The 22,707-nt window shown below is 58.2% G+C and carries 20 protein-coding genes and 1 tRNA gene; 12 read left to right on the top strand and 9 right to left on the bottom strand.

Annotation, left to right across the window (positions count from 1 at the left end; all coding sequences use genetic code 11):
• Positions 1–4: 4 nt before the first annotated feature.
• From FHP24_RS06225 to FHP24_RS06195, 7 genes are all read left to right on the top strand, one after another.
• On the top strand, positions 5–565 hold the full coding sequence (locus FHP24_RS06225) for a dTDP-4-dehydrorhamnose 3,5-epimerase family protein (protein WP_139674368.1): 561 nt from the start codon (positions 5–7) through the stop codon (positions 563–565).
• Positions 565–1,893: a DUF4910 domain-containing protein gene (locus FHP24_RS06220; RefSeq protein WP_139676161.1), complete on the top strand. Its 1,329-nt coding sequence runs from the start codon at positions 565–567 to the stop codon at positions 1,891–1,893. The genes FHP24_RS06225 and FHP24_RS06220 overlap by 1 nt, the downstream gene beginning before the upstream one ends.
• Positions 1,890–3,167, top strand: a complete 1,278-nt coding sequence (locus tag FHP24_RS06215) for a class I SAM-dependent methyltransferase (RefSeq protein ID WP_139674365.1) — start codon at positions 1,890–1,892, stop codon at positions 3,165–3,167. Before FHP24_RS06220 ends, FHP24_RS06215 begins: the two co-directional genes overlap by 4 nt.
• Positions 3,167–4,102 (top strand): DUF707 domain-containing protein, encoded by a 936-nt coding sequence (locus tag FHP24_RS06210; protein ID WP_139674361.1) that lies wholly within the window; start codon positions 3,167–3,169, stop codon positions 4,100–4,102. The genes FHP24_RS06215 and FHP24_RS06210 overlap by 1 nt, the downstream gene beginning before the upstream one ends.
• 14 nt (positions 4,103–4,116) lie before the next feature.
• Positions 4,117–5,163, top strand: coding sequence for an NAD-dependent epimerase/dehydratase family protein (locus tag FHP24_RS06205; protein ID WP_139674358.1), 1,047 nt, complete (start codon positions 4,117–4,119; stop codon positions 5,161–5,163).
• Positions 5,164–5,204: 41 nt separating this feature from the next.
• On the top strand, positions 5,205–6,533 hold the full coding sequence (locus tag FHP24_RS06200; RefSeq protein ID WP_210237809.1) for a protoporphyrinogen/coproporphyrinogen oxidase: 1,329 nt from the start codon (positions 5,205–5,207) through the stop codon (positions 6,531–6,533).
• 96 nt (positions 6,534–6,629) lie between these two features.
• The gene (locus FHP24_RS06195) at positions 6,630–8,024 is read left to right on the top strand and encodes a hypothetical protein (RefSeq protein WP_139674355.1); all 1,395 of its coding nucleotides are present in this window, start codon (positions 6,630–6,632) and stop codon (positions 8,022–8,024) included.
• Here FHP24_RS06195 and FHP24_RS06190 read toward each other — a convergent pair.
• From FHP24_RS06190 to FHP24_RS06175, 4 genes are all read right to left on the bottom strand, one after another.
• Positions 8,015–8,929 (bottom strand): glycoside hydrolase family 16 protein, encoded by a 915-nt coding sequence (locus tag FHP24_RS06190; RefSeq protein ID WP_139674352.1) that lies wholly within the window; start codon positions 8,927–8,929, stop codon positions 8,015–8,017. The two genes, FHP24_RS06195 and FHP24_RS06190, sit on opposite strands and share 10 nt — an antisense overlap.
• Before the next feature lie 363 nt (positions 8,930–9,292).
• Positions 9,293–9,601: a hypothetical protein gene (locus FHP24_RS06185; protein WP_139674349.1), complete on the bottom strand. Its 309-nt coding sequence runs from the start codon at positions 9,599–9,601 to the stop codon at positions 9,293–9,295.
• Positions 9,602–9,717: 116 nt separating this feature from the next.
• A complete protein-coding gene (locus FHP24_RS06180) occupies positions 9,718–10,944 on the bottom strand; it encodes a polysaccharide biosynthesis/export family protein (protein WP_139674346.1) in 1,227 nt (408 codons plus the stop codon).
• 123 nt (positions 10,945–11,067) lie between these two features.
• Positions 11,068–12,192, bottom strand: a complete 1,125-nt coding sequence (locus FHP24_RS06175; protein WP_180355914.1) for a glycosyltransferase — start codon at positions 12,190–12,192, stop codon at positions 11,068–11,070.
• A gap of 281 nt (positions 12,193–12,473) precedes the next feature.
• Between FHP24_RS06175 and FHP24_RS06170 the strand changes: the two genes are divergently transcribed.
• From FHP24_RS06170 to FHP24_RS06155, 4 genes are all read left to right on the top strand, one after another.
• Positions 12,474–13,172: a sugar transferase gene (locus FHP24_RS06170; RefSeq protein ID WP_139674343.1), complete on the top strand. Its 699-nt coding sequence runs from the start codon at positions 12,474–12,476 to the stop codon at positions 13,170–13,172.
• Positions 13,173–13,398: 226 nt separating this feature from the next.
• Complete coding sequence (locus FHP24_RS06165; protein ID WP_139674340.1) at positions 13,399–15,438, top strand: glycosyltransferase; 2,040 nt, start codon at positions 13,399–13,401, stop codon at positions 15,436–15,438.
• Entirely contained in the window at positions 15,435–17,078 is a 1,644-nt protein-coding gene (locus FHP24_RS06160) for a Wzz/FepE/Etk N-terminal domain-containing protein (protein ID WP_139674337.1), read from the top strand. Before FHP24_RS06165 ends, FHP24_RS06160 begins: the two co-directional genes overlap by 4 nt.
• Positions 17,075–18,163: a glycosyltransferase family 2 protein gene (locus FHP24_RS06155; protein WP_139674333.1), complete on the top strand. Its 1,089-nt coding sequence runs from the start codon at positions 17,075–17,077 to the stop codon at positions 18,161–18,163. Before FHP24_RS06160 ends, FHP24_RS06155 begins: the two co-directional genes overlap by 4 nt.
• A 17-nt stretch (positions 18,164–18,180) precedes the next feature.
• Here FHP24_RS06155 and FHP24_RS06150 read toward each other — a convergent pair whose 3' ends face one another.
• The 5 genes from FHP24_RS06150 to FHP24_RS06130 all read right to left on the bottom strand — a co-directional run bounded on the left by FHP24_RS06150 (position 18,181) and on the right by FHP24_RS06130 (position 22,340).
• On the bottom strand, positions 18,181–19,011 hold the full coding sequence (locus FHP24_RS06150) for an ABC transporter permease (RefSeq protein WP_180355913.1): 831 nt from the start codon (positions 19,009–19,011) through the stop codon (positions 18,181–18,183).
• A 17-nt stretch (positions 19,012–19,028) separates the two neighbouring features.
• Positions 19,029–20,372: an RkpR, polysaccharide export protein gene (locus tag FHP24_RS06145; protein ID WP_139674326.1), complete on the bottom strand. Its 1,344-nt coding sequence runs from the start codon at positions 20,370–20,372 to the stop codon at positions 19,029–19,031.
• 2 nt (positions 20,373–20,374) lie between these two features.
• Complete coding sequence (locus FHP24_RS06140) at positions 20,375–21,034, bottom strand: ABC transporter ATP-binding protein (RefSeq protein WP_139674323.1); 660 nt, start codon at positions 21,032–21,034, stop codon at positions 20,375–20,377.
• A complete protein-coding gene (locus FHP24_RS06135; RefSeq protein WP_139674320.1) occupies positions 21,031–21,801 on the bottom strand; it encodes an ABC transporter permease in 771 nt (256 codons plus the stop codon). Before FHP24_RS06135 ends, FHP24_RS06140 begins: the two co-directional genes overlap by 4 nt.
• Before the next feature lie 182 nt (positions 21,802–21,983).
• On the bottom strand, positions 21,984–22,340 hold the full coding sequence (locus tag FHP24_RS06130) for a hypothetical protein (RefSeq protein ID WP_139674317.1): 357 nt from the start codon (positions 22,338–22,340) through the stop codon (positions 21,984–21,986).
• A gap of 264 nt (positions 22,341–22,604) precedes the next feature.
• On the opposite strand from FHP24_RS06130, the gene FHP24_RS06125 reads away from it, so the two are divergent.
• Positions 22,605–22,681: transfer RNA gene (locus FHP24_RS06125), tRNA-Pro, on the top strand.
• Positions 22,682–22,707: the final 26 nt, after the last annotated feature.

The following is a 22,707-nucleotide window of genomic DNA, read 5'->3' as shown; positions in this document are numbered from 1 at the left end:
CGTCATGAACTTCACCTCTCTCGGCGGCACGGATGCGAAGCTTATCGATCTCAAGGTCCACGCGGACAGTCGCGGCAGCTTTGCCCGCGTATGGTGCACGAAGCTTTTTGACGATGCCGGTGTCCCATTCACGCCCATTCAGGGAAATACGTCCCTGACGAAAACACGCGGCGCCGTTCGCGGCATGCATTTTCAAAGGGCGCCGCATGCCGATGCCAAGGTCGTCCGTTGCAGTCATGGACGCATCCACGACGTTATAGTCGACCTTCGCGAGGGATCGAAGACGCTGGGCGAGATATTTCATGTCGAACTCGGCGAAGACGAAGGGAAGATGCTGTTTATTCCGGCCGGTTTCGCCCACGGGTTTCAGGCTCTGACCGAGGATGCGATTGTCGAATACCTGATGGGCGAGGCCTATTATCCGGAACTCTATGACGGAGCGCGTTACGATGATCCGCTCCTGTCGATCGAATGGCCGGAACCGGTAACGGAAATGTCCGACAAGGATCGGATATGGCCGGATCTTGAGGCGAGAATGCCCTGGCTCCAACGGAGCGATGCATGATGCTGGATGGCGTATTCAAGACTGCGGACAGTGAAGACGGTGGCACCCTGCTGCCGCTCGACATGATGTCTTTGCTCAAGACGCTGTTTCCGCTGCCGCGCAGCCTGACCGGCGACGGCGTGCGTGCGACGCTGCAGGCGCTGAAAAAGCATATCCCGCTCGACATCCACGAAGTTGCCACCGGCACAAAGGTCTTCGATTGGGACGTGCCGCGCGAGTGGAATATTCGCGGAGCGACGATCAAGACGCTCGATGGTCGTGTGCTGGTCGATTTTGCCGACAGCAACCTGCATGTGGTCGGTTACAGCGTGCCCGTCCGCGGCACCTTCACCCGTGAGCAATTGGCGGCGCATATCCACACGCTGCCGGACCAGCCGGACGCAATCCCTTATCGCACCTCCTATTATGCCGAGAACTGGGGTTTCTGCCTGCCGCATTCGCTCTGGCAGACGATGCAGGACGAGGCTTACGAGGTCGAGATCGACAGCGAGCTGGCCGATGGCGCGTTGACCTATGGCGAGTTCCTCATTCCCGGCGAAACCGAACAGGAAATCCTGATCTCCGTCCACATCTGCCACCCGAGCCTCGCCAACGACAACCTGTCCGGCATCACCGTCGCGACCGCGCTCGTCCGGCATTTCCTGGCGCAGCCGAAGCCTCGGTTCGGTATCCGCTTCCTCTTCCTGCCGGCAACCATCGGCGCAATCACCTGGCTGGCGCAGAACGAGGATCATCTCGACCGGATCGTCCACGGTCTGGTTCTCACCTGCATCGGTGACGACGGGCCGTTCCATTACAAGAAGACCGTCAACGGCGCCGTCGTGGATCTGGCGACGGAGCATGTGTTGCGGCACAGCGGCCACGCTTTCGAAACGCTTGAATTCTCGCCCTATGGTTATGACGAGCGTCAATACGGCTCGCCCGGCATCGCTCTTCCGGTCGGCTGCCTTATGCGTGCCATCCACGGCACCTTTCCGGAATATCATACCTCGCTCGACAATTGCGATTTCGTCACGTCGGAGGCGCTCGGTCAGTCCTTTCGGCTGCTGGTGGACCTCATCGATCTGCTGCAGCGGAACGTTACCTATCGCCGCGTCGACGGAAGGGGCGAACCTCAGCTTGGCCGGCGCGGGCTCTACCGTGCCATTGCCGGACAGAAGGAAGCCGGCGGTGCCTCGCAGATGGACCTGCTCTGGATCCTCAACCAGTGCGACGGCAACCGCTCGCTTCTCGATATCGCAGAACGCGCCAAAGCGCCGTTCTCCAGAATACGCGCAGCCGCAGAATTATGTTTGAACGCTGAATTAATCACGGAGGTTCGGCCATGACTATCGCAAGCATTCAAGTGGAAGCATCAACGCCGAAATCCGGCCGCATCACCGCCTGCCGGTCCTGCGGTGGCAATCATCTGGACACGATCCTCGACCTCGGCCAGCAGCCGCTTGCAAACGCGCTGCTCGAACCCGAACAGCTCGGTGTTCAGGAGCCGCTTTTCCCGCTTGAGGTCGTGTTGTGCCAGGAATGCGGCCTTCTGCAGGTGAGCGAGGACGTGCCGCCGGAAATCCTCTTCGGTCAGGATTATCCGTATTTCTCCTCCTTCATTCCGGCCCTGCTCGTCCATAGCCGCGAGCATGCGCTCGATCTCATCGCGGAACGTGGCCTCGGGCCTGACAATCTCGTCGTCGAGATCGCCAGCAATGACGGCTATCTGCTGAAGAATTTCGTCGAACAGGGCATTCCCGTTCTCGGCATTGATCCGGCCTCCGGCCCGGCCAAGGCAGCGATTGAGATCGGTGTGCCGACGGTGATCGATTTCTTCGGCAAGGACGTGGCGACGAAACTGGTCGCGGAAGGCAAGCGCGCCTCGGTCATGCTGGCCAATAACGTGCTCGCCCATGTCAACGACATCAACTATTTCGTCGAGGGTTTTTCGATCCTGCTTGCCGATGACGGCATTGCCGAATTCGAATTCCCTTACGTCAAGGATCTGATCGAAAGCTGCGCCTTCGACACGATCTATCACGAGCATTTCTTCTATTATTCGCTGGCAGCCCTCGAACCGCTGATGGGCCGGCACGGGCTTTATCTCAACGATGCCAAAAAGCTCGATATCCATGGCGGTTCGCTGCGCCTGCGGGTCAGCAAGACGCCCGGCAAGACGGATCGCCTGGTCAAGATGCAGGACGAGGAAGCCGCGATGGGGCTGACCGGTTTCGAATGTTACCGGGATTTCGGCCTGCGCGTTTCGGGCATTCGCGATGAACTGCGCCGAATGCTGGGTGAATTCCACTCTGCCGGCAAGACGATCGCCGCTTACGGCGCCGCCGCCAAGGGCGCCACGCTGCTCAACTACGCGGACCTGCCGCACGGCACGATTTCCTACGTCGTCGATCGCAATACCCACAAGGTCGGCAAGTTCATGCCGGGCGTGCGCCTGCCGATCAAGCCGGTCGAAGAGCTCGTCACCGCGCCGACCGACTATCTCCTCATCCTGCCGTGGAATTTTGCCGACGAGATCGTCGTCCAGCAGGCGGATTACAAGAAGAAGGGCGGCACCTTCCTCAAGGCCATTCCCTATCCGCAGGAGATCGAGGTCGCCTGATGTCTGACGCTCATCAAGTTCGAAACCTGGTCTTCGCCCGTGTCGGCCGCCTGTCGCTGCATCGCAACTGGCTGCTTGAGGCGAAGGCGTCGCGAAACTGGGACCTGCAACTGAGCACTTATGACGAGCAGCAGACGGACCTCGACGACGGGGATTTTCCGCTCTCGGTCGATACGGGCACGAAATGGGATAGCGCCTGCAGGTATCTGCGGGCGAACCCCGATCTGCTCGACCGATACGATTACATCATGTTCCCGGATGACGACCTGTTGTTCGAGCCGAGCGGCTTGTCGAGCCTGTTTCAGATCATGGCCTCGAACGATCTCGATATAGGCCAGCCGTCGCTTCTGCCGTCGAGCCATATTTCCTATCCCGTCACGGCGCATTGCCCGGCATTCCAGCTTCGCTATGCAAATTATGTCGAGCCGATGTGCCCGATCATCCGCACGGATTATCTGCGCACGCTTCTGCCCGTGCTCGACCGCTGGCCGACCGGCTGGGGGCAGGACGATATCTGGACTATGATGATGGCAAAACCGGCCTATCGCGCCGCCTTCATCGATGCCTCGCCAATTCTGCATACAAGGCCGCTTTACACCGGGGCCGTGTACAAGACCTTCGAGAAACTGGGCATGAATCCGGAAGGCGATCTGAAGGAGATCAGGAGCAGTTTCCGCGGGCTGCCTCAACCAAAGCTGATCTATGGCGGCATAACCCGCAGCGGCCACAAGATAGGTCGCATCGGCGCCAATATCCGCAACGGACTGCATCTGCTGCGTATCGCAACTGCGATGCGGACACCGCGCGATGTCAGAAGGGTTGGCTTCGGCATGCTGCTGCGCACGGTCACCCAGTTCGGCTACCGGCCGACGCAGCTTGAGAAAGCGGGCGGGGCGAGCCCGTCCGTCACTTTTCTTTCGACAACCACAAGATAAGGCAGAGGTGAAGTATGCGTATCCTGATCACCGGAAACATGGGCTATATCGGCCCGGTCGTCGCAGCACATTTTCGCTCCGTCTGGCCGGATGCCGAGCTGATCGGCTTCGACACCGGTTATTTCGCCCAATGCCTGACCGCGCCTGACGAATTCCCTGAACGCGTGCTCGACAAACAGGTCTTTGGCGATGTTCGGGATTTTCCGGTTGAATTGCTGGAGGGCGTCGATGCGGTCGTGCATCTCGCAGCCCTTTCCAACGATCCGATCGGCGCCCGTTTCGAGAAGCAGACGGAGGGCATCAACTACCGCGCCAGCGTCGATATCGCCTCTGCGGCAGCCGAAGCCGGCGTGAAGAGCTTCGTTTTTGCCTCCAGCTGCAGCGTCTACGGTTATGCCGAGGGCGGCCCGCGCAAGGAGACCGATACGCTGACGCCACTGACGGCCTATGCGCGCTCGAAGATCGCCACCGAACAGGCGCTGGAGCAGCTTGAGGCGCCGGACATGGCGATCACCTGCCTGCGTTTTGCGACAGCCTGCGGCCAGTCCCCGCGTCTGAGGCTCGATCTGGTGCTCAACGATTTCGTCGCCACGGCCCTGTCGACCGGCGAGATCAAGGTTCTGAGCGACGGCACGCCCTGGCGTCCGCTGATCGACGTCAAGGATATGGCGCGTGCGATGGAATGGGCGATCAAACGCGAGATCGACAATGGTGGAAGCTTCGTCGCCATCAATGCCGGCCGCAACGAGAACAATTATCAGGTCTCTCAGCTCGCTGAAGCCGTGGCGAAAGCCATCCCTGGTACCAGCGTCTCGATCAACAAGGATGCACTGCCGGATCTGCGCTCCTATCAGGTGGATTTCACCCGCTTCGCCAAGGCGGCCCCCGAACATCAGCCGGCGGTTTCCCTGTCGGAATCGATCGAGCGCCTCGTGAACGGTCTCACAATTGCCAAGCAGGCCGGACGCGAAGTCATCCCTGCTGCCGCCAAGCGGCTGACGACACTGGAACGCCTGATGGATTCAGGTCGTCTTTCCGACGACGTCCGCTGGGTGAACTGAACGACCGGTAACGGTAATGAGGGAATGGTGACAAGGGAACGATGATGGAGCATCAGGGATACGCGATCTTGGGCGGCGGCATGGCCGGGTTCGGCGCCGCCAACGTTCTGTTTGCCAATGGCATCAGGGCCAGGATCTACGACAAGCGCTCGAGGCCGGGCGGGCTGACCTCGAGTTTCGGCAATGGCGACGGCTTCGTTTTCGACGAGGGCGTGCATATCTCGTTCACGAAAAACCCCCGTGTGAAGGACCTGTTCGCGGAATCGACCGGCCAGAAATTCGAGACCGGCAATGTCTATTGCAACAATTACTGGCAGGGGCACTGGATCAAGCATCCGGCCCAGGTCAACCTGCATGGCCTGCCGGCCGATCTGGTGGTCAATTGCATCAAGGATTTCATCGAGGCCCGGCAGGTCGAAAACCCGAAGATCGCCAACTACGAGGACTGGCTGCTGGCCGCCTTCGGCAAGACCTTCGCGGAAACTTTTCCGGCGGTCTATACCCGCAAATATCATACGACCGGTGCCAGCAACATGTCGACCGACTGGCTGGGACCGCGTCTCTACCGGCCCAATCTTGAAGAGGTCCTGCGCGGCGCACTGGAGCATGAGCCGCTCGACGTCTTTTATGTCAACGAGTTCCGTTACCCGACGGAAGGTGGCTTCGAGTCCTTCATCAGCGGTTTTTACGATAAGGCCGAAGTTCTCTGCGACCACGAGATCGCGGCGATCGACACGAAAGAAAAGCAGCTGACCTTCAAGGACGGCACGACGCATGACTTCAACAAGCTGATTTCATCCCTGCCGCTTCCGATCGTCATCCCGCTGATCAAGGGCGTGCCGGATGATGTCCGCGAAGCTGCAGCCAGGCTTGCCTGCACTCAGGTCGTCGTCGTCAATATCGGCCTCAACCGCCCGATCGAGACCAAGCCGCAATGGTCCTATTTCTACGACGAGGATATCCCGTTTGCCCGCGTCAGCTATCGCGGCAACCTGTCGAAGAAAAGCGTTCCCGATGGCTGTGGTGCCTTGCAGGCCGAAATCTATTTCAGCGAGAAGTACCGGCCGCTGACCGGCCACGCGGACGACTGGATCGAACCGGCCATCGATGCGCTGATCAAGTCCGGCGTCGTCCAGTCGCGGGCCGAAATCATCCACAAGAGCGCCATCATGCTGCCCTTCGGCAACGTGATCTTCGACCTCGACCGCAAGGCCGCCGTCGAGACCGTGCATGCCTATCTCGACGAGGTCGGCATTGAATATTGCGGACGCTTCGGCCAGTGGGGTTATATCTGGACGGACGCCGCCTTCCTGAGCGGTGAACGTGCAGCCCGCGCAGCGCTTGGACTATCTGGAACAGTCGAGGAGTAGAGTGATTCCAGCAAAAGTGGAAACCGGTTTTGCGCTAAAACGCTTTCGGGTGAGGGCGCGCGAAAATCATCTGCCGAAAGCGGCGGGGGCTCAGCGATGAGTATCCCGCCCGTTGGCGTTTTCACGCTCATTATCGGAATCCTCTGCCTGATATCCGGCTACCGGGCGACAACCATTGCCTTCGGCGTGATGACCGTGTTCGGCGGTGCCGCGGCAGTGATGATCGGCTCGGCCGGCATCCAGCCCGGCCATCTGTTTGTCGGTTTCCTCGCGCTTGCAACGCTCTCCTATCGCGAAAAGATGAAAGTTGCGATCAACGCCCTGGCGTTCCCGCAACCCGCCTTCTGGCTGGTCTGCCTTCTGACCTATGGCGTGATTACCGGCTTCTTTGCCCCCAGGCTTTGGGCGCAGACGATGAACATCATCCCGCTCGGGTCGTCGGAATATCCCGATACCGGCGGCGCGGTCCCTCTCGGTCCGGTCTCCAGCAACCTCACCCAGGCCATCTACAACACGGCCAACATCGTGACCTTTGTCATGGTCGTTGCGATGGCGTCCACCGTGGCCGGCTTTCGTGCCGCGACAGCAACCGTTCTCACCTTCGCATCTGCGAACCTGTTTTTCGGCATCGCCGATTTGGTCACCTACGGCACACCTGTACAGGAGCTTTTCAGCTATATCCGCAACGCGCCTTACGCCTTTCATGATGAAGACGTCGTCGCCGGCGTCAAGCGTGTGGTGGGATCCTGGCCGGAAGCCTCGACATTCGCCGGCGTCAGCCTCGGCGTGATCGGATTTACCGGCACGATGCGCATCTGCGGACGCTACAGCAAGACCACAGGTTTCCTGTTTCTTCTCACCTCGATCATGGTCATTCGATCGACCTCGTCGGCAGGCTTGTTCGGTTTGCCGGTCTGCCTTGCAATTCTCTACGTCACGTGTTTTTTCCGCTGCGGAGGGCAATCCGGCACCCGTATCAGCGCCGGCATCGTGCTGTTCGCACCGGTCATCCTCATCCTGATCGGCATGATAATCGTGATGCAGGATGAGATATTCCGCCAGCTTTACGCCTATTTCGATCTGCTCCTGTTCAGCAAGGCGACATCCGCATCGGGTGTGGAGCGCGGCATGTGGAACGCCTATGGCTGGAGCAATTTCATCGATAGCTACGGGCTGGGCGTCGGGCTCGGCACATCCCGCACATCGAGCTTCGTCCTCGCGCTTCTTTCCAATGTCGGTATTCCGGGAGTTATCTTCTTCGGCCTGTTCTTCCTCTCGGCCTTTTACACCAGACGCGGAACACAGCGCACATTCGACGGCGATGTCCGCCTCGCAGCCCGCAACGGCTGCCTCTGCCTTCTCATCGGCGCCTCGGTGTCGGGCTCGACGGTCGATACCGGTCTGTTGTTCTTCGTCATGGCCGGACTTGCGACCGCAGTGCCGTCACAAGAGCCCGAAACGTCATTCGCACCGGTGCCCGCTCAGGCATAGACCTTTACATAGTCCACCCGCATCGACGTCTCCATATGTTCGGCAAGCAGCGGGTCCGGATAGGGAATGTCCGCCCGCAATGCGAGTGTTACAAGCGGCCAGAAGACATCGTTGTTGGCCGTTATTTCGGCAGCGCGGCCAATCGGCCAGATGGTCGGCCTGCCGGTCGCGGGATCGATGACCGGCTCCCGCTCGAAATACGGTCTGCATTCCGTTTCCGTCACCAGTACCCCGTATCGGCAATATTGCGTCGTCATGTCGACCGGCGTCTTCACGCCCACCTCGGCATGGCGTTCCCCCGGTTCGCCCCATTCGTGCAGATAGGCCCCGTAATTGCCGGGCTCGAACCCCTTCTGTTCAACGACATCGATCTCGATGCTGGTCTTGGGAAACAGAATGCTGCGGCCGTTCATCAGCCAGAAGGCAGGCCAGGTGAGGGGATGTTTCGGAAAGATCATCCGCGTCTCGAAATAACCGGTCCGCCATCCCTTCATGATCGTCCCGTCTCCGCGGGCCGTCTGCAGGTTGCCGGATATCCACTGGAACTCCGGCTGCTGGTTGCCGAAATAATGCGGCACGGACATCTCCCGCCCGATATATTTGGCAGAGATCTGCAAGGCTTTGCCATTGGCCGTGGCCGCGTCGTCGACGATTGCGTAAGGGTTGAAACCTTCCTCGCCTGTGCTGCGGGAAAAGGCCGAACGGCCGTAAAAACCGGGGTCGAATGTCGTCGCTTTCCGTCCGGCTTCCCATACCGTCCAGTCGATCGTCCTGAACTGCTCGTCAAAAATCAGGCGCCGCCCGCTCGTCGGGTCGCTGGCCGCCTGTGCCTTGCCCCCAAGCATCACCCCGGCGCCTGCCAGCATCGATGCCTTGACGAATGTTCTACGTGGCAGCTTCGACATGTCGGATCCTGTTTGCAAGGAGGTTGCGCGTGAACTCGCACTTCAACGATTTCCGGATGATAACGCGTCTACTCGGATGTTACCCTGTATTATCGGAATTGGAGCCACCGATCGTGGTAAACCTATGATCCAGGCATCAATATTTCAGATGAACACTATGTATTGATAGAGTAGATCAACGATAGACATGCCGTCTATCGAAATAAACATTGATGCGTGATTTTGATCCCGCTGTGCGGCGAAGAATACTACAAGGCTGACCTGGGGGCGGGAGCGTAGATGGAAGAACTCGCTGCGAACCGTCAAATTTTTGTCAGGCTCGGCACTGGCTTCGAGCACGCATCCTGTTGCGTGCTTTCGCGGTCATGGCTGCTGTTGATCGTGGAGGTATTTGCTGCCCGCTTCCAGTTCCGAATGCTGGCGCTTGGCTTTATACGCGCGGGTATGGATCACATAGCGCAGCACATGCGAGGCGATGTAACCGGCACAAAGCGCAGCGCTCAGCATCACGATCCATAAGGCGGTAGACGCCAGGGAAAGCCCGGAAATGATGGCGGTTAACAGGTAGCCGGCTGCAACGACTACGGAAAGTATCGTGAATACAACAACATGGAGCCAGATTCCGCAAACGGCGCCAATAGCGGCGGACAGGATTAGGACCCAAGTAACCATTCATTACTCAATTTTAATTAGGATTCTCTAATATTAATATCGCATGTACGCCCGCCTTCGATCAAGCCCCGCTTGCCGTGGTTTTAAGTTTTCCTGCCGGTTAAGGTTTATGCCGGTTACTGAGACGCACCGCCGTTTTGCGTCAGGGTGTTTTGTTGCGGCTCCACGCGAATGACGTCGCCCGGCTGCACCAGATCATCGTCCTTGACCACGAACGTCTCGGCTGTTCCGTTGATATTCCGGCTGATCTTGGTGATCGTTCGGGGCCTGCCTTCGGCATTCAGGGCAGACAAGGCGGCCGGCACGCGCATCTCAATATTGAGCATCAAGGCCTGCGATGTTCTCATCTTCTCGTCATTGGCCGCGAGCTTGTCTCTGAGCTCTGCAGCTTCCGTCAGGGCGGAAGCCTTGAATTTCTCGACCACGGCCAACGCGTCCTGATCGAGCTTGGTCAGATCCTGCTGTGTCGTCAGAAGCGCCAGCGACACGTCGAGATTCCGGCTTTCGAGATCCGCAAGGTTCTGGTTGGCGCCGAGTTGGCGTGACGATACGGTCAGGCCCTGAGAGACGAGCTTGTTGACGGAACTCAGATCCTTGTTGGCAAGATCGATCTGCTTCGTAAGGGACGCCTCTTTCTGCTTCAGCCCTTCTATCTGGTTCTTGGCAAGAACCTTGGACTGCTCAAGCGCCGTCAGATCCGAATCCATCGATCGCAGGCGGCTGTCGAGAAGAGCCTGCTCGTTGCGCATCACAGGTCCGGCACCTGTCTGGACGGCGCGCTCCGTCAGTTCCCGCGGAAAATTGATCTTGCTGCTCTTTGTCAGCATCGCATCCACGCGTGCCTGCCTCGCCACAAGGCCGAGGCGTTCTGCTTCGAGTTCACGCATCGCGCCCTGGTTGACCAGGGCCTCGCGCTGAACCTCCATGACCCGCGGATCGATGCTTCCGCTGCCGCCTGCCATGCTGAGCGCCTGCGTGACGGTCAGACCTGGGAGAAAGTTGAACTTGCCAGGTGTTCCGACAGCACCCGTGACGAAGAAGGGCCTGTAGCTGGAGATTTCGATCGACGCGTTCGGACGCTTCTGAAGCCCAATCTGCGCCTGCAGTTGCTCGCCGATGATGTCGGATACCTCTTCCGGCGTCTTGCCGGCGACCGGGATCGTGCCGACGATCGGCAGCGACAGCGTGCCGGAGGCAGAAACCGTAAACTCTCCCGTCAGCGGCACCCATTCATAGGCAATACCGGCGCTCGGTCGCCATTCGAACACACGGATCTTCAGCACATCGAGCGGGCCAAGCAGATAGGTGGCCGCCATTGTCGGGCCGAGGGCGGACACGAGCATGCTTGAAGCAAGTGCAACTATCCATGCACTTGCAGAGAAAGAAGAGATTGCTTTGCGGCGGCGATGACTGGAGGAATTGGTATGCGTCACGTTCCCGATGCTCCTTCAGCTATTTCGTCTGTGTCATGCGATCTGTGCGGCTCTCACGGCAGGCGGCGGCTCAGTGCCCAATGCCTTGTACGCGAAGTTACTGAATTTCCTGATGAAAACAGGCGTTGCAAAATCGGCCGCGCGTGTCACGGCATCGGCCGGGTCAAAGTCCATGCGCTCCAGGCGATCGATTGCGTCGATCAGCGTCTCGACGGTCTGTTCCTTGAAGAACACGCCCGTCCTGCCATCGATAACCGTTTCGGTTGCTCCGCCGCGTCCAAACGCGATCACCGGGCGACCGCTCGCCATTGCTTCCAGTGGCACAATACCAAAATCTTCTTCCCCCGGGAAGATCAAGGCTCTGCAACGGGCATAATGATACTTCAGCACGTCGAAGGATTGCGACCCCATGATCGTCACCGTCGGGCCGGCAATCTTGCGAAGGTAATCCAGCATCTCGCCGCCGCCGATGACGACGAGTTTCTTCTTCATCAGGTTGAAGGCCTGAACAGCCAGATCGGGCCTTTTGTAACCGACGAGTTCGCCGACCATCAGGTAATAGTCGCCGACCTCCTGCATCGGCACCGGCCGGAAGGCCTGAGTATCGACCGGAGGATGGATAACATCGGAATCCCGCCGATAATAGCTTCTGATCCGGTTGGCGACCGTGACCGAGTTGGCGGCGAAATGATCGACACGGCTCGCCGTGCCTATATCCCAGGCTCTCAGGCGATGCGCGAGCGGCGGCATCATCAACCGCGTCATCAGGCCTGACTTTCGATAGTATTCGTGATACATGTTCCAGACATATCGCATCGGCGAATGGCAGTAACAAATGTGAACGGCAGGTGAGTTCGGAATAACGCCCTTGGCGGGACCGGATTCGCTACTGATGACTAGGTCATATTGACTTAGGTCCAGCTGTTCCAGCGCCATCGGCATCAACGGCAGGTACTTTTTATACAGCCGCTTTGCATATGGCAAAGAATTGATGAAGGTCGGATAAATTGTGTGTGAATTGATCGCAGCGGATATAGAATCCTTGTCATACACATGTGTGTAAATGTCGGCCTGCGGATAAATCTTGCAGATCGCTTCAAGAACTTTTTCACCGCCTCGCATTCCAACGAGCCAATAGTGGATGATTGCAACGCGCATGAACAACCTCATGAGAATGGATAAATTCTCTAAACCGTACTAATGCCCGAGAGTTTTGAGGACTTACCTCAACTGTTGATTTGTTCCAAAGAGGAACTAAGCGGGAACGGGCCGGAAAGCATCAAAGAAGACTTTCTGGAGTTTCTCACAATTTTCACTAGACTACAGTCAATAAATATATTGTCAAACTTTTAAGCATTTGTTAGCAATAATTAACAGTGTTAAGAAGTGCATGCAAAACGACTGATCTTTAATCACATCTGCTGATATGGAGTGCGTCAATGCGTGACGTTAATGCAAGCGCTAGCGAAAGCGGCGTTCAGCGATTATTCGTTTCCGATAAAACTAAGTTAAGAATGTCCAGACGGCTTTCTTTGTTTGTGAAGCGTGCGTTGGATGTTCTTCTTTCGCTGACTGCGTTGCTTGTTCTCGCTCCGCTATTCTTGATCACGTCTCTTATTTTGCTTGTGATTCAAGGGAAGCCGATTTTTATCGGACATCGCAGGATCGGACGCGGCGGGGGAATGTTCCCGTGCCTGAAGTTCCGGACGATGGTTAACAATAACGAAGAGTTGCTTGAGAAATACTTGGCGGCCAATCCGGCGGAACGGGCCGAATGGGCGGCAACGCGCAAGCTAAAGAACGATCCGCGCGTGACGCCTTTCGGGGCGTTCCTGCGCAAGAGCAGCATTGACGAGATCCCGCAGCTCGTCAATGTCGTGCTTGGTCATATGAGCATGGTCGGACCTCGTCCGATCGTTCCCAGTGAAACGATATACTACGGCCAGAACTATGCCGATTACATCCGCGTGCGTCCCGGTCTCACGGGACTGTGGCAAGTTAGCGGACGAAGCGATGCGGACTACGTCAAACGGGTGCAGCTCGACGCACTTTACGTCGCCAACCGCAGCCTTGTCGGTGACCTCATGATCATGGTGAAGACCATCCCTGCCGTTCTGAATGCGCGTGGAAGCTATTGAGAGATCGCGGTCTTCTCGTTTCATGCGCCTCATCCGAGCGCCCGATGCGCGCGATCGACCTATCCCGATGTCCTCAGGATTTTCATCCCCGCCGGATTAACTATTTCGACTATTCAGTGCTGCAGCTCAAATTTATTGTGCTAATGATATTGAAGTGCCCGGTATTTTTACTGGGGCGAGATTTCAACAATAGTTTCTGTTGCAGAGAAAGCGTTGGAATTGATCGATGGGCCTGAAGAATAGTTTTGCAGTCAATGGACGCTTTCTGACCCATGCGCCAACCGGTGTGCAGCGTTATGCCTTGAATGTCCTGAAGGCTTTGGACGAGGCGAGTGGCGGCGATCCGCTCGCGACGCTTCTCCTCCCGTCCGGTGCGGTTGATCCGGGCCTGAAATCTTTCGAACGGATCGAGATCAGCAGCAGGCTTAAAGGGCATGCGTGGGAACAATGCGCATTGCCGTTAAACTGGCGCGGGCCTTTGCTCAATCTATGCAATACGGCTCCGATTGCGAAAAAGGAGCAGATCGTCTGTATCCATGACGGCAATGTCTTTGCGGCGCCTGACAGTTACAGCCTCGCGTTCCGCACGGCCTACAAATCCATCCAGCCTGTCCTGGCAAGACGCGCAACGAGGATTGCGACCGTATCGCATGCCTCGGCGCGTCAGCTGGCCCGCTACCTGCCGATCGATGCAAAGGATATCGCCGTTCTACCCAACGGCCATGAGCATGTCCTGCAATGGAATGCCGATGCGGCGGAAGTGGCACCCGGCATCGTAAGCTCGATTGCCACGCGGTCACGCCGCTATGTTTTCGCTCTCGGATCCCGCGCCAAACACAAGAACCTCTCGCTTTTGTCGAAGATCGCGGCAGAGCTTGATGCACTCGGCATCGACATTGTCGTCGCCGGGGGGGATTTCGGCATTTTCAGCGAAAGCACCGCGGAGCAGCCCGGCAATGTCATCATGGCCGGCCGTGTGTCGGACGATGATATCGCTTATTTCCTCAAACATGCCCTGTGTCTTGCTTTCCCGTCGCTGAACGAGGGTTTTGGCCTTCCGGTCGTCGAGGCGATGGCGCTGGGATGTCCCGTCATATCATCCTACCATTCGAGCATGGCCGAAGTCTGTGGCGATGCCGCACTGCTGGCATCGCCTTTCGACCCGGCGCAATGGGTAAAACATGTCGAAACCCTGAAGAATTCGGCCTCCGTGGCGGACGACCTGCGCGCAAAAGGTTTCGTTCAGACGCAGAAATTCTCCTGGCGCGAGACCGCCGCCGGTTACCGTGAATTGCTTGAGAGACCGACAGCTCGGCTTGCGTCCCGCCAAGCGGAAGTCCAGCCCATTGCGAGGGTCGCGGTTGCCATCGCCACCCGCGGTCGCCCGGCCGTCGTGTCGCAGACCATCGGCCATTTGCTGGCAACGCAGACCCTCGCTCCGGAACGCGTGATCCTTTCCTGCGTCGATCGCAGCGATGCCGGAGATCTCGCCGATGATCATCGTGTCGAGGTCATCACGGGAAAAGCGGGATTGCCGGCACAGCGCAACAACGCTCTGGAGCATCTGAAAGTGGGAATTGACGTCGTCGTCTTTCTGGACGACGATTTCGTCGCTGATCCGAACTGGCTTGCAACTGCGGCTCGCGCCTTCGCCGATGAAAGCAGTGTCGTCGGATTTACTGGCCGCGTGGTGGCCGATGGTATCAAGGGGCCGGGCATACCGTTTGACGAGGCGGTCAGGTTGGTCGAACAGGCTCCCGCTGCTAACGGACCAGGATGGGAGCGGCCGTTCAGTCCTTACGGCTGCAACATGGCCTACAGGGTGTCGGCCATAGGCGACAACCGCTTCGATGAGCGTCTTGTTCTCTATGGCTGGCTGGAAGATCGGGATTTCGGTGCATCGCTTGCGAAAAAAAGCGGGGATCTGGTCAAATGCGCAGAAGCCTATGGTGTTCACATGGGGGTGAAGGTCGGCCGGGTCAGCGGCCAGCGCCTGGGATATTCGCAGGTAATCAATCCCGTTTATCTACGTCGGAAGGGAACGATGACGACCAAACAGGCGATCGGCCAGATCTGGCGCAACATGTCGATGAATTTTGCAAAATCCTTGTCGCCTGAGCCGTTCATCGATCGTCGGGGCAGGGTGAAGGGAAATCTGAGGGCTTTGCTTGACCTTTTCCGCGGCCAGATCAATCCCGAAAGAGCAGCCTCGCTGGAGGTTGCGCCGACCAAACTCGAGCGCCTTGGCGGAGGTGTCGCACGATGACTTTTGACAGACCGGGTCCCGTCGAGCGAGCGTCGCGAATCTGGCCGCTGGATAATGCGCCGAAGGACAACAGGGTCGATGGCCCTGTCATGTTCCTGAAACTGGTTTTTGCGATCGCGTGGCGATACAAGATCCGCCTGCTGGCCTGCATGTTTTCCGGCATTGTCGCAGCAGCACTCTACGCGCAGTCATTGCCACGGACCTATGATGCGACTGCAACCATGCTGCTCGAGCCGCGCCAGTTCGCCAATGCCAGCTCTGTCCTGCAGCAGGGGCTCGATCTGAACAGTGCCGAAAGCGAGTTGCAGATCATTCTTTCGGAACGGCTTCTCTCCGCAGTTTTCGAGAGCCTGAAACTCTATGAAAGCCCGGAACTCGCCCCCCAGCCCGCAGGTCTGTTGAAATCGACAATCACGGGTGCGATCGAACTGGTGCGCTCCACCTTTTCCGCCCAGCCCGGCGAGAGTGATGTGTCCGCGCTGACGCAAGGTCCGGAAGAAAATCTCAAGCGGGTGGCTTTCGCCAATTTCATCGAGAGGGTTTCTGCACGCCGCGTCGGCCAATCCTATGTCGTTGCGGTTGGCTATTGGTCGACGGATCCGGCCCAGCCCGCGCGCGTCGCCAACGCCATCATCTCCGGTTACATCCTGCAATCCGTAACCTCCAAGGAACAGGTTGCAAGTGCCGGCACGGAAACCCTGCAAGGCCGGCTCGATGCATTGTCGGCTCAGGTGGAGACGGCCAGGCAAGCGATGAAGGAAGGCACGCTGCCGAAGGCGGCGACGCCCGATGCTGATGCCAAGATCACCGGTGCAGCACTTTCTCCGCTTGCGCCGTCGAGCCCGCGAACCTCGCTGATCGTCGCATTCGGTGGTATACTCGGCCTGTTCGTCGGAATGGCCGGGCTGGCGATGAGCATTGCTTTCGATCGCCGGGTTCGCGATCCCAAGGATCTCCAGCTCGAAACCACGCTTCCTTGCATGGCGCAGATTCCTGAAACCGGCGGCAGGCTGAAAATGGCGACGCGGGTAGGGGCCAGCCAGCGGCTGCAGCGCCACGCCGCGGCGATCCGCGATCTGCGTACCTTGATCGACATCTCCTACACGCTCAAGAAAGGCGAGAAGAACGCCGTGATCGCCCTGGCGGGGCATTCCCGCGATGCCGGCAGCTCGGCGCTCGCGCTCAGCCTTGCCGACATGCTGAAGCGAAGCGGCCGGACAGCAACCCTGTTCTGGTGCGGCGAGCAGATCAGAGGCGTGACGGGCGGTCCGCTGGCATCGCTGGCCGATGCTGCGATTTCGGATGCGGATATCGCGGACATGGTCTTCGAGCAGCGGAACGGGGTCGCGATCCTGCCGGTGCTTTCCCGTGATACGGCGACCAACGTCTATTCCAATTTCCGCCATCCGCGCATTCGCGAGATCATCGAGGCGGCTCGTCAGAAGGGCGATGTCATCATCGACCTGCCAGCCCTGGACAGCTCTCTCGATGCTTTGGCATTGGCGTCTCAATCCGATGCGGTGGTAATCGTCGCGCGGTGGGGGCGCACGACGCGGGAGGCCGTGAAGGATGCCGAACAGCAGTTTCGCAGGGCCGGCGCCAACCTCGTTGGTTATGTGATCAACAGGCAGCGATCATGAAAGAGGATGCTGTCTCGATACCGCATGAGAGCGCCTCGGCAGACCTGAGCAGTAATCTTACCGCGGAACCGCACGGCTCCGGCACTCCCAAACTCGCGGTTATCGTGACCTGCTGGAATTATGCGGAATACGTCATCGATGCTATCGACAGCGTCTTGAAACAGGGCCGTAAGGACTGTGAACTGGTTGTCATCGACGACGGCTCGACGGATAATTCCTGGGTCGAAATTTCCCGAACCGGCGTCAGGGCGTATCGCATCGACAACGCGGGACAAAGGCTCGCCTGTCTCCGTGGGCTGCAGGAGACGACGGCCCCTTTCATTCTGTTTCTCGATGCCGACGACGAGCTATTGCCTGGCGCTTTCAACGAAATCCTCTCCCGTCTCGATGAAGGCGTGGCGAAGCTTCAATTTCCTCTGCTCAGAATGGATGCGCAACGGACGGTTATCAGCGGTCCGATCCCGCCGCTTGCGGACTTCCGTGGAAGGGAACTGGTCGAAGAAGTGCTGAAAACGGGCTCCTACACAAGCCCCCCGACATCCGGCAACGTGTTCCGTCGGGATGTCTGTCAATTGATAGAAGGCGCCGATTACGAGCGCGCGGTCGATGGCGTCATCCTCTTCGTGGCGCCTTTCATGGGTGATGTCATCAGTCTCTCCAAGCCGCTCGGCCTTTACCGCGTGCATGACCGCAATGATTCCGGTTTCGGTGAAGAATTAAACCCCGTACCTCTCCAGCGTGAGGCGGAACGGTTCGTGGACAGGCTTGAGCATCTGCGCAGGCTACTCAATGAAAAAGGCCTGGGATCCGGACTGGTGACTGCCGATCGCGCCTATTTTCATCAGGAACGCAGCTTCTATCTGGCGATCGCCAAAAGTGCGCGCGTCGGGCTGCGGCAGTTTCTTTTTCTTCTGTCGCTTTTGTGGACCTACCCGTATTCCGCCAAGGTCAAACTGTCGATGACGGTCTTTTTTCTCCTGACCTTCGTGCTTTCCTCGGAGCGGGCGAAACGTCTCGTCCACTATCGCTTGCAGGCTCACAGTCGATCCGCTCTGGGCCTGATCAAGGCGCTCTTTCGGCGTTGAACAGGCTGTAGACTTGGTCAGTCGCGCGCCCGAGCGACCGGGAAAATCGTGAAAAGAAGCATTCCGACAAACAGAAGGCCTGTCGATGTGGCTATGAGGAAGGGCATGTCCAGCCCCGTATCTCCGTGCTGTACGTAGAACCCCTCGCGAAACAGCACGACAACCTGCGTCACGGGGTTGGCCAGAAGCACGTCCGAGAATGGATGCGGCATGTGGGAGGGCACGTAGAACACGCCGGACAGCAGGAACAGCGGTCGCATGACGATGTCGAAGATCTTCTGGTAGAGCGGAAATTTGAAGAACAGCACCGTGTTTCCGAGTGCGACCCCAAGCGCCATGATCCACGCAAAGGCGATCGCTTCGACGATACATGACCACTGAAGGGTGATCGGCTGGTTGGTCGTCCACATCGCCGCGTAGATGATAACCCAGGTTACCACACAGGATGTCATTCCCTGCAGGATGAGCCGCCCCACGACGGCATCGAATGGCGATACTTTCGGGTAGCTCATCAGGCTTTTATTGCTGCTGATCGCCGAGACGAGATAACCTTCCATACCCTTGTACATGCTGAAGGCGAGGTAACCCGTGGCATAAAACAGGGTGAAGCTGGTTCCCAGGGCCGGCAGTCTTCCAAGCGACCCCAGCAGCAGCGACATGAGCCCGATGAAGGCGACCGGCTCCAGCAGAGCCCACACGTATCCGCCCGGGCTTCGCCCGTATCGGGTGGCGATTTCACGGATCACGAAAGCGGTGACGATGCGTGCGTGGGTGGTCAGGTAGTTCAAGGACGTGTCTCGTCTCTGGATGACGAAGCGCGGTGCCGGTGGTTCGGATTTCGTTGCCAAACCGCCGGCATCTGCCGTCAGTGTCGGTCGCGAATATTGTAGAAGATCATTACGGCGACGCCCCACAGGAGCAGTCCTGCCAGTGTTACAAGGATCGGGTTCAGCAGGCGATGCGGATATTGCGCCATCTGCGACAGGGTCGGCTTGATGAACACCGCGAGATACCGCTGTTTTGCGCCTGCCTCGACACGGGCCTTTTCGAGAGAGGCGAGGGAGGCGGTATAGGCGCGCTCGGCAAACTCGTTCTGCGTCTGGATCGATTCATAAAGCGCGATACGACCGGCCACATCGGTTGCCTGGCCGGTTGAACGTCCGCCCTTTCCTGAAGCGCCGCTGCCGAAACGCTGGCGCTCCAGCGTCAGCTGGTTTTCCAGGCTAGAGATCTGCGAGCGGATCACCCGCACGCGCGGCGTATTCCCGCCCATCTGCGTGAGTGCAGTCGAAAGTTCGGTTTTCAGTTTGACCAGTTGCTCTTCGAGCGAGCCGACCAGCTGCGCCGCAAGCTTGGCGCCTTCGACGGGATCGGCTTCCTGCGACGCGTCGCGATAGCTTCTCAACGATGCGCGTGTCTGGGTCAGGCGATCTTCCGCAGTCTGTACCTCGTCCCGCGCAGTCCTCAGCACTTCGTTGCGGGCGGTCAGCGACAGGTCGTTGATCAGCTTCTCGCTCTGGGCGATGACGAAAGCGGCAACCTTCTGCGACATTTCGGGGGTGAATGCCTTGACCTGAAGATCCATGATCCCCGAGGTCTGGTCGAAATTCACCGTCACCATGCCGCGCCAATAGGCGAGCCTGTCCTCAATCGGCATGTCTGGCGCTATTCCATAGAAGAAATCCATGCCCTGGCGTTCAAATACGGCATCGAGACCGAAAGCCTCGTCGACCATCTGCACCATGCGCTCGCTGAGGATGAAATCGACGAGAACATAGGAGTCCGAAAGCGTGCTGCCGGCCGAGCTTTGCGTGAACATGCCGAGCAGGTCGTTCGACGGAGCGGCTTCGATGCTGCGCACGGAGAAGGACGAGAAGCTGTGATACTGGTCTGCGGCAACAAAGGCCATGTAGCCTGTGCTGACGACCGAAGGGACCGCGACCAGCGCAAGAAAACCGCCGATGATCGCCATATGCCGCGTTTTCAGCGTCGCAAGCCAGCCGCGCTTGGGTTCCGGCGATTCGGGATCCAGTGTGATTTCAGGGGATGCAGGTTGAACTGGCTGTACCGGCTGGGCTGGTACGGATGCCGGACGCTCAAGCAACGATTCCAGCAGGCGCAGGTTTCTGCTCGGCTGGGCGATGGAGCCTTCCGAGGAGGGCTGAGCAACTTGATTGCCCGATACGGTGTTCGGAGCCGTCTGGTTCAATTTCAGTGCCTCTTCATATTGCTTTCATGCACGTCGATGGCCTCGTTGATGTCATCGTAGTAGGTCATCTGCCCATTTTCCAGAACGATGCCGGTCTGGCAATAGTCCCGCAACGTCCCCGTGCTGTGGGATACCATGATCACGTCAGAATTGCTCAGCTTTTCCTTGAAGGTCAGCTGGGATTTCCGCTTGAAGTTGGTATCGCCCACCGCGGTGATCTCGTCGACCAGATAATAGTCGAAATTGATCCCCATGCTCACGCCGAACGCCAGCCTCGCCTTCATGCCTGACGAATAGGTCCGCACCGGAGCATGGTAGAATTGTCCGAGTTCGGCGAATTCGGCGACATAAGCCACCAGTTCGTCGGTATTGACACCATAGATGCGGGCAACGAAGCGGACATTCTGTTCGCCGGAAAGATTGCCCTGAAAACTGCCCTGAAAGCCGAGCGGCCAGGAGATTTTACCCTGTCGGATAATGCGGCCGCGGTCGAGTTCGAGCGTGCCTGCGATAATCTGAAGCAGCGTCGATTTTCCTGCGCCGTTTCGTCCTAAAAGCCCAATGCTCTTGCCGCGTGGAAAAGTCACCGACACGTTGTCGATGATCATCTTCCGCACACCCTTCATGCGCACCTCTTTGGTTGCGCGTTCCAATCGGATCATCGGTCTCTCAGCCTCGCTCTGCAGGTCGTGAACAGCAGAAGCCCTATGAACATGAAACCGGCCGCGACACTCCAGACGTAAAATCCGTCATATCCGACGGCCCGGTATTGCGGGTAGAATCCGGTTCTGAATTGCATGACGATATGTGCCAAAGGGTTAAAAAGTATCACATCCTTGGCAAAACCCGGCAACGAGTCCGGCAGATAAAAGATCCCCGACACGAGGAAAAGCGGTCGCGTGACAATGGCGAACAGCTTTTCATAGATCGGGTACATGGTGAACAGTACCGTGTTGGCAAGCCCGCCGCCGAGCGCGATAAGGCTCGCTGCCGCCATGGCTTCCAGAAGCGGCGGAAGATGGATGGCAACGGGATGGCGCAGCGTCAGCACGATATAGCCGAGCACGCCGATCGCGACGATCGTCGTGGTCACGATCTGCAGCACATAGCGTGCGGCAACCGTGTCGATCGGCGCGACGCTCGGATAGCTGAGCAGGGCCTTGTTGCCGCTGACGGCGCTGTTCAGGTAGCCGGCCAGCGCCTGATAGAACTGGAAGCCTATATAGCCGGTGGCGAAAAACAGCGGAAAGCTGGTGCCGAGCGGCGGCATATGGGCGATCGCCATGAAGATGACGGACAGGAAGGCAATATGGCTGACCGGATCGAGGAAGGCCCAGAGATATCCACCCGGCTTTGCTCCGAAACGCGTCGACATTTCGCGCATCACCAAGGCGCTGACGACACGAGCGTGAGTTGCTAGATGGGACAAACGCGTCTGAGGACCCTGGTTGGTGAACGGCCGGAAACTGACGCTAAATTATGTCAAATCGGCGCTTTATGCTATCGGAAATGACAGCACTTCCAGAGAGCTGGCCGATTTTACTACCAATACGTGGGGTATTGGACGGAGCGCGGGCTAAAAACCCGCTGCTCCGCAAGTCATGCCGCGGGTTACGCGCCGGCCAGAAGTTCCTGGCAATAGCTCGGTCCGGTCGCGCCGGGGCGGTCGGCGGTGATCTCGATATTGCGGATCGTGTAGTCGGAAGAAACGATGATCTTTGCCGAGCAGCTGACGCTGGCGCTCTTGCCGTTCTCCAGCTTGATGCGCTTGTAGCCGCCGCGCCAGCTGTAGACGGTGCTGGAGCCGGATGAGACGTCGTCGAGCGGCGGATTGTACTTGGCAAAGAACTCGCCGGCGGAGTGGCCGACCCAGCGCTTGGATATCGGGCTGTCGGTTATGGTGACAGTCGTGCAGCTTGAAAGCGTGAGCGCAAGAAGGGCGGTCGATGCGATGAGACGGCGGCTCATGATCCGTGAAAATCCTTGTGTGATAGGGCTTGTCCCGGAGCACTGCTTCCGGAAACCTGTGTCATATTCCAGCTAGCAGATTTTCTTGCCTCATCGCGAGATCAGACTACGGCTTTGACATCAAATTCTTGAAGCGCCGCTTTTTTGCAACGCATTCGTGACCGTTGAACCGGGTGCGACAAACGAAATAAGCCTTGTCACATTTTTTTCGAGCACGGTGCTTGTCGAAGGAAAAATGCTGTTCTATAGAGGCCCAACTGGTCACGGAGTGTAGCGCAGTCTGGTAGCGCACCACGTTCGGGACGTGGGGGTCGGAGGTTCGAATCCTCTCACTCCGACCAGTCGAAAAAGCCCGCATCGCGGGCTT

It is taken from the genome of Aliirhizobium smilacinae, assembly GCF_006335145.1.
Classification (GTDB): domain Bacteria; phylum Pseudomonadota; class Alphaproteobacteria; order Rhizobiales; family Rhizobiaceae; genus Neorhizobium; species Neorhizobium smilacinae.
The sequence above is the reverse complement of the archived record's forward strand: the minus strand, read 5'-3'. Positions and strand labels throughout refer to the sequence as shown.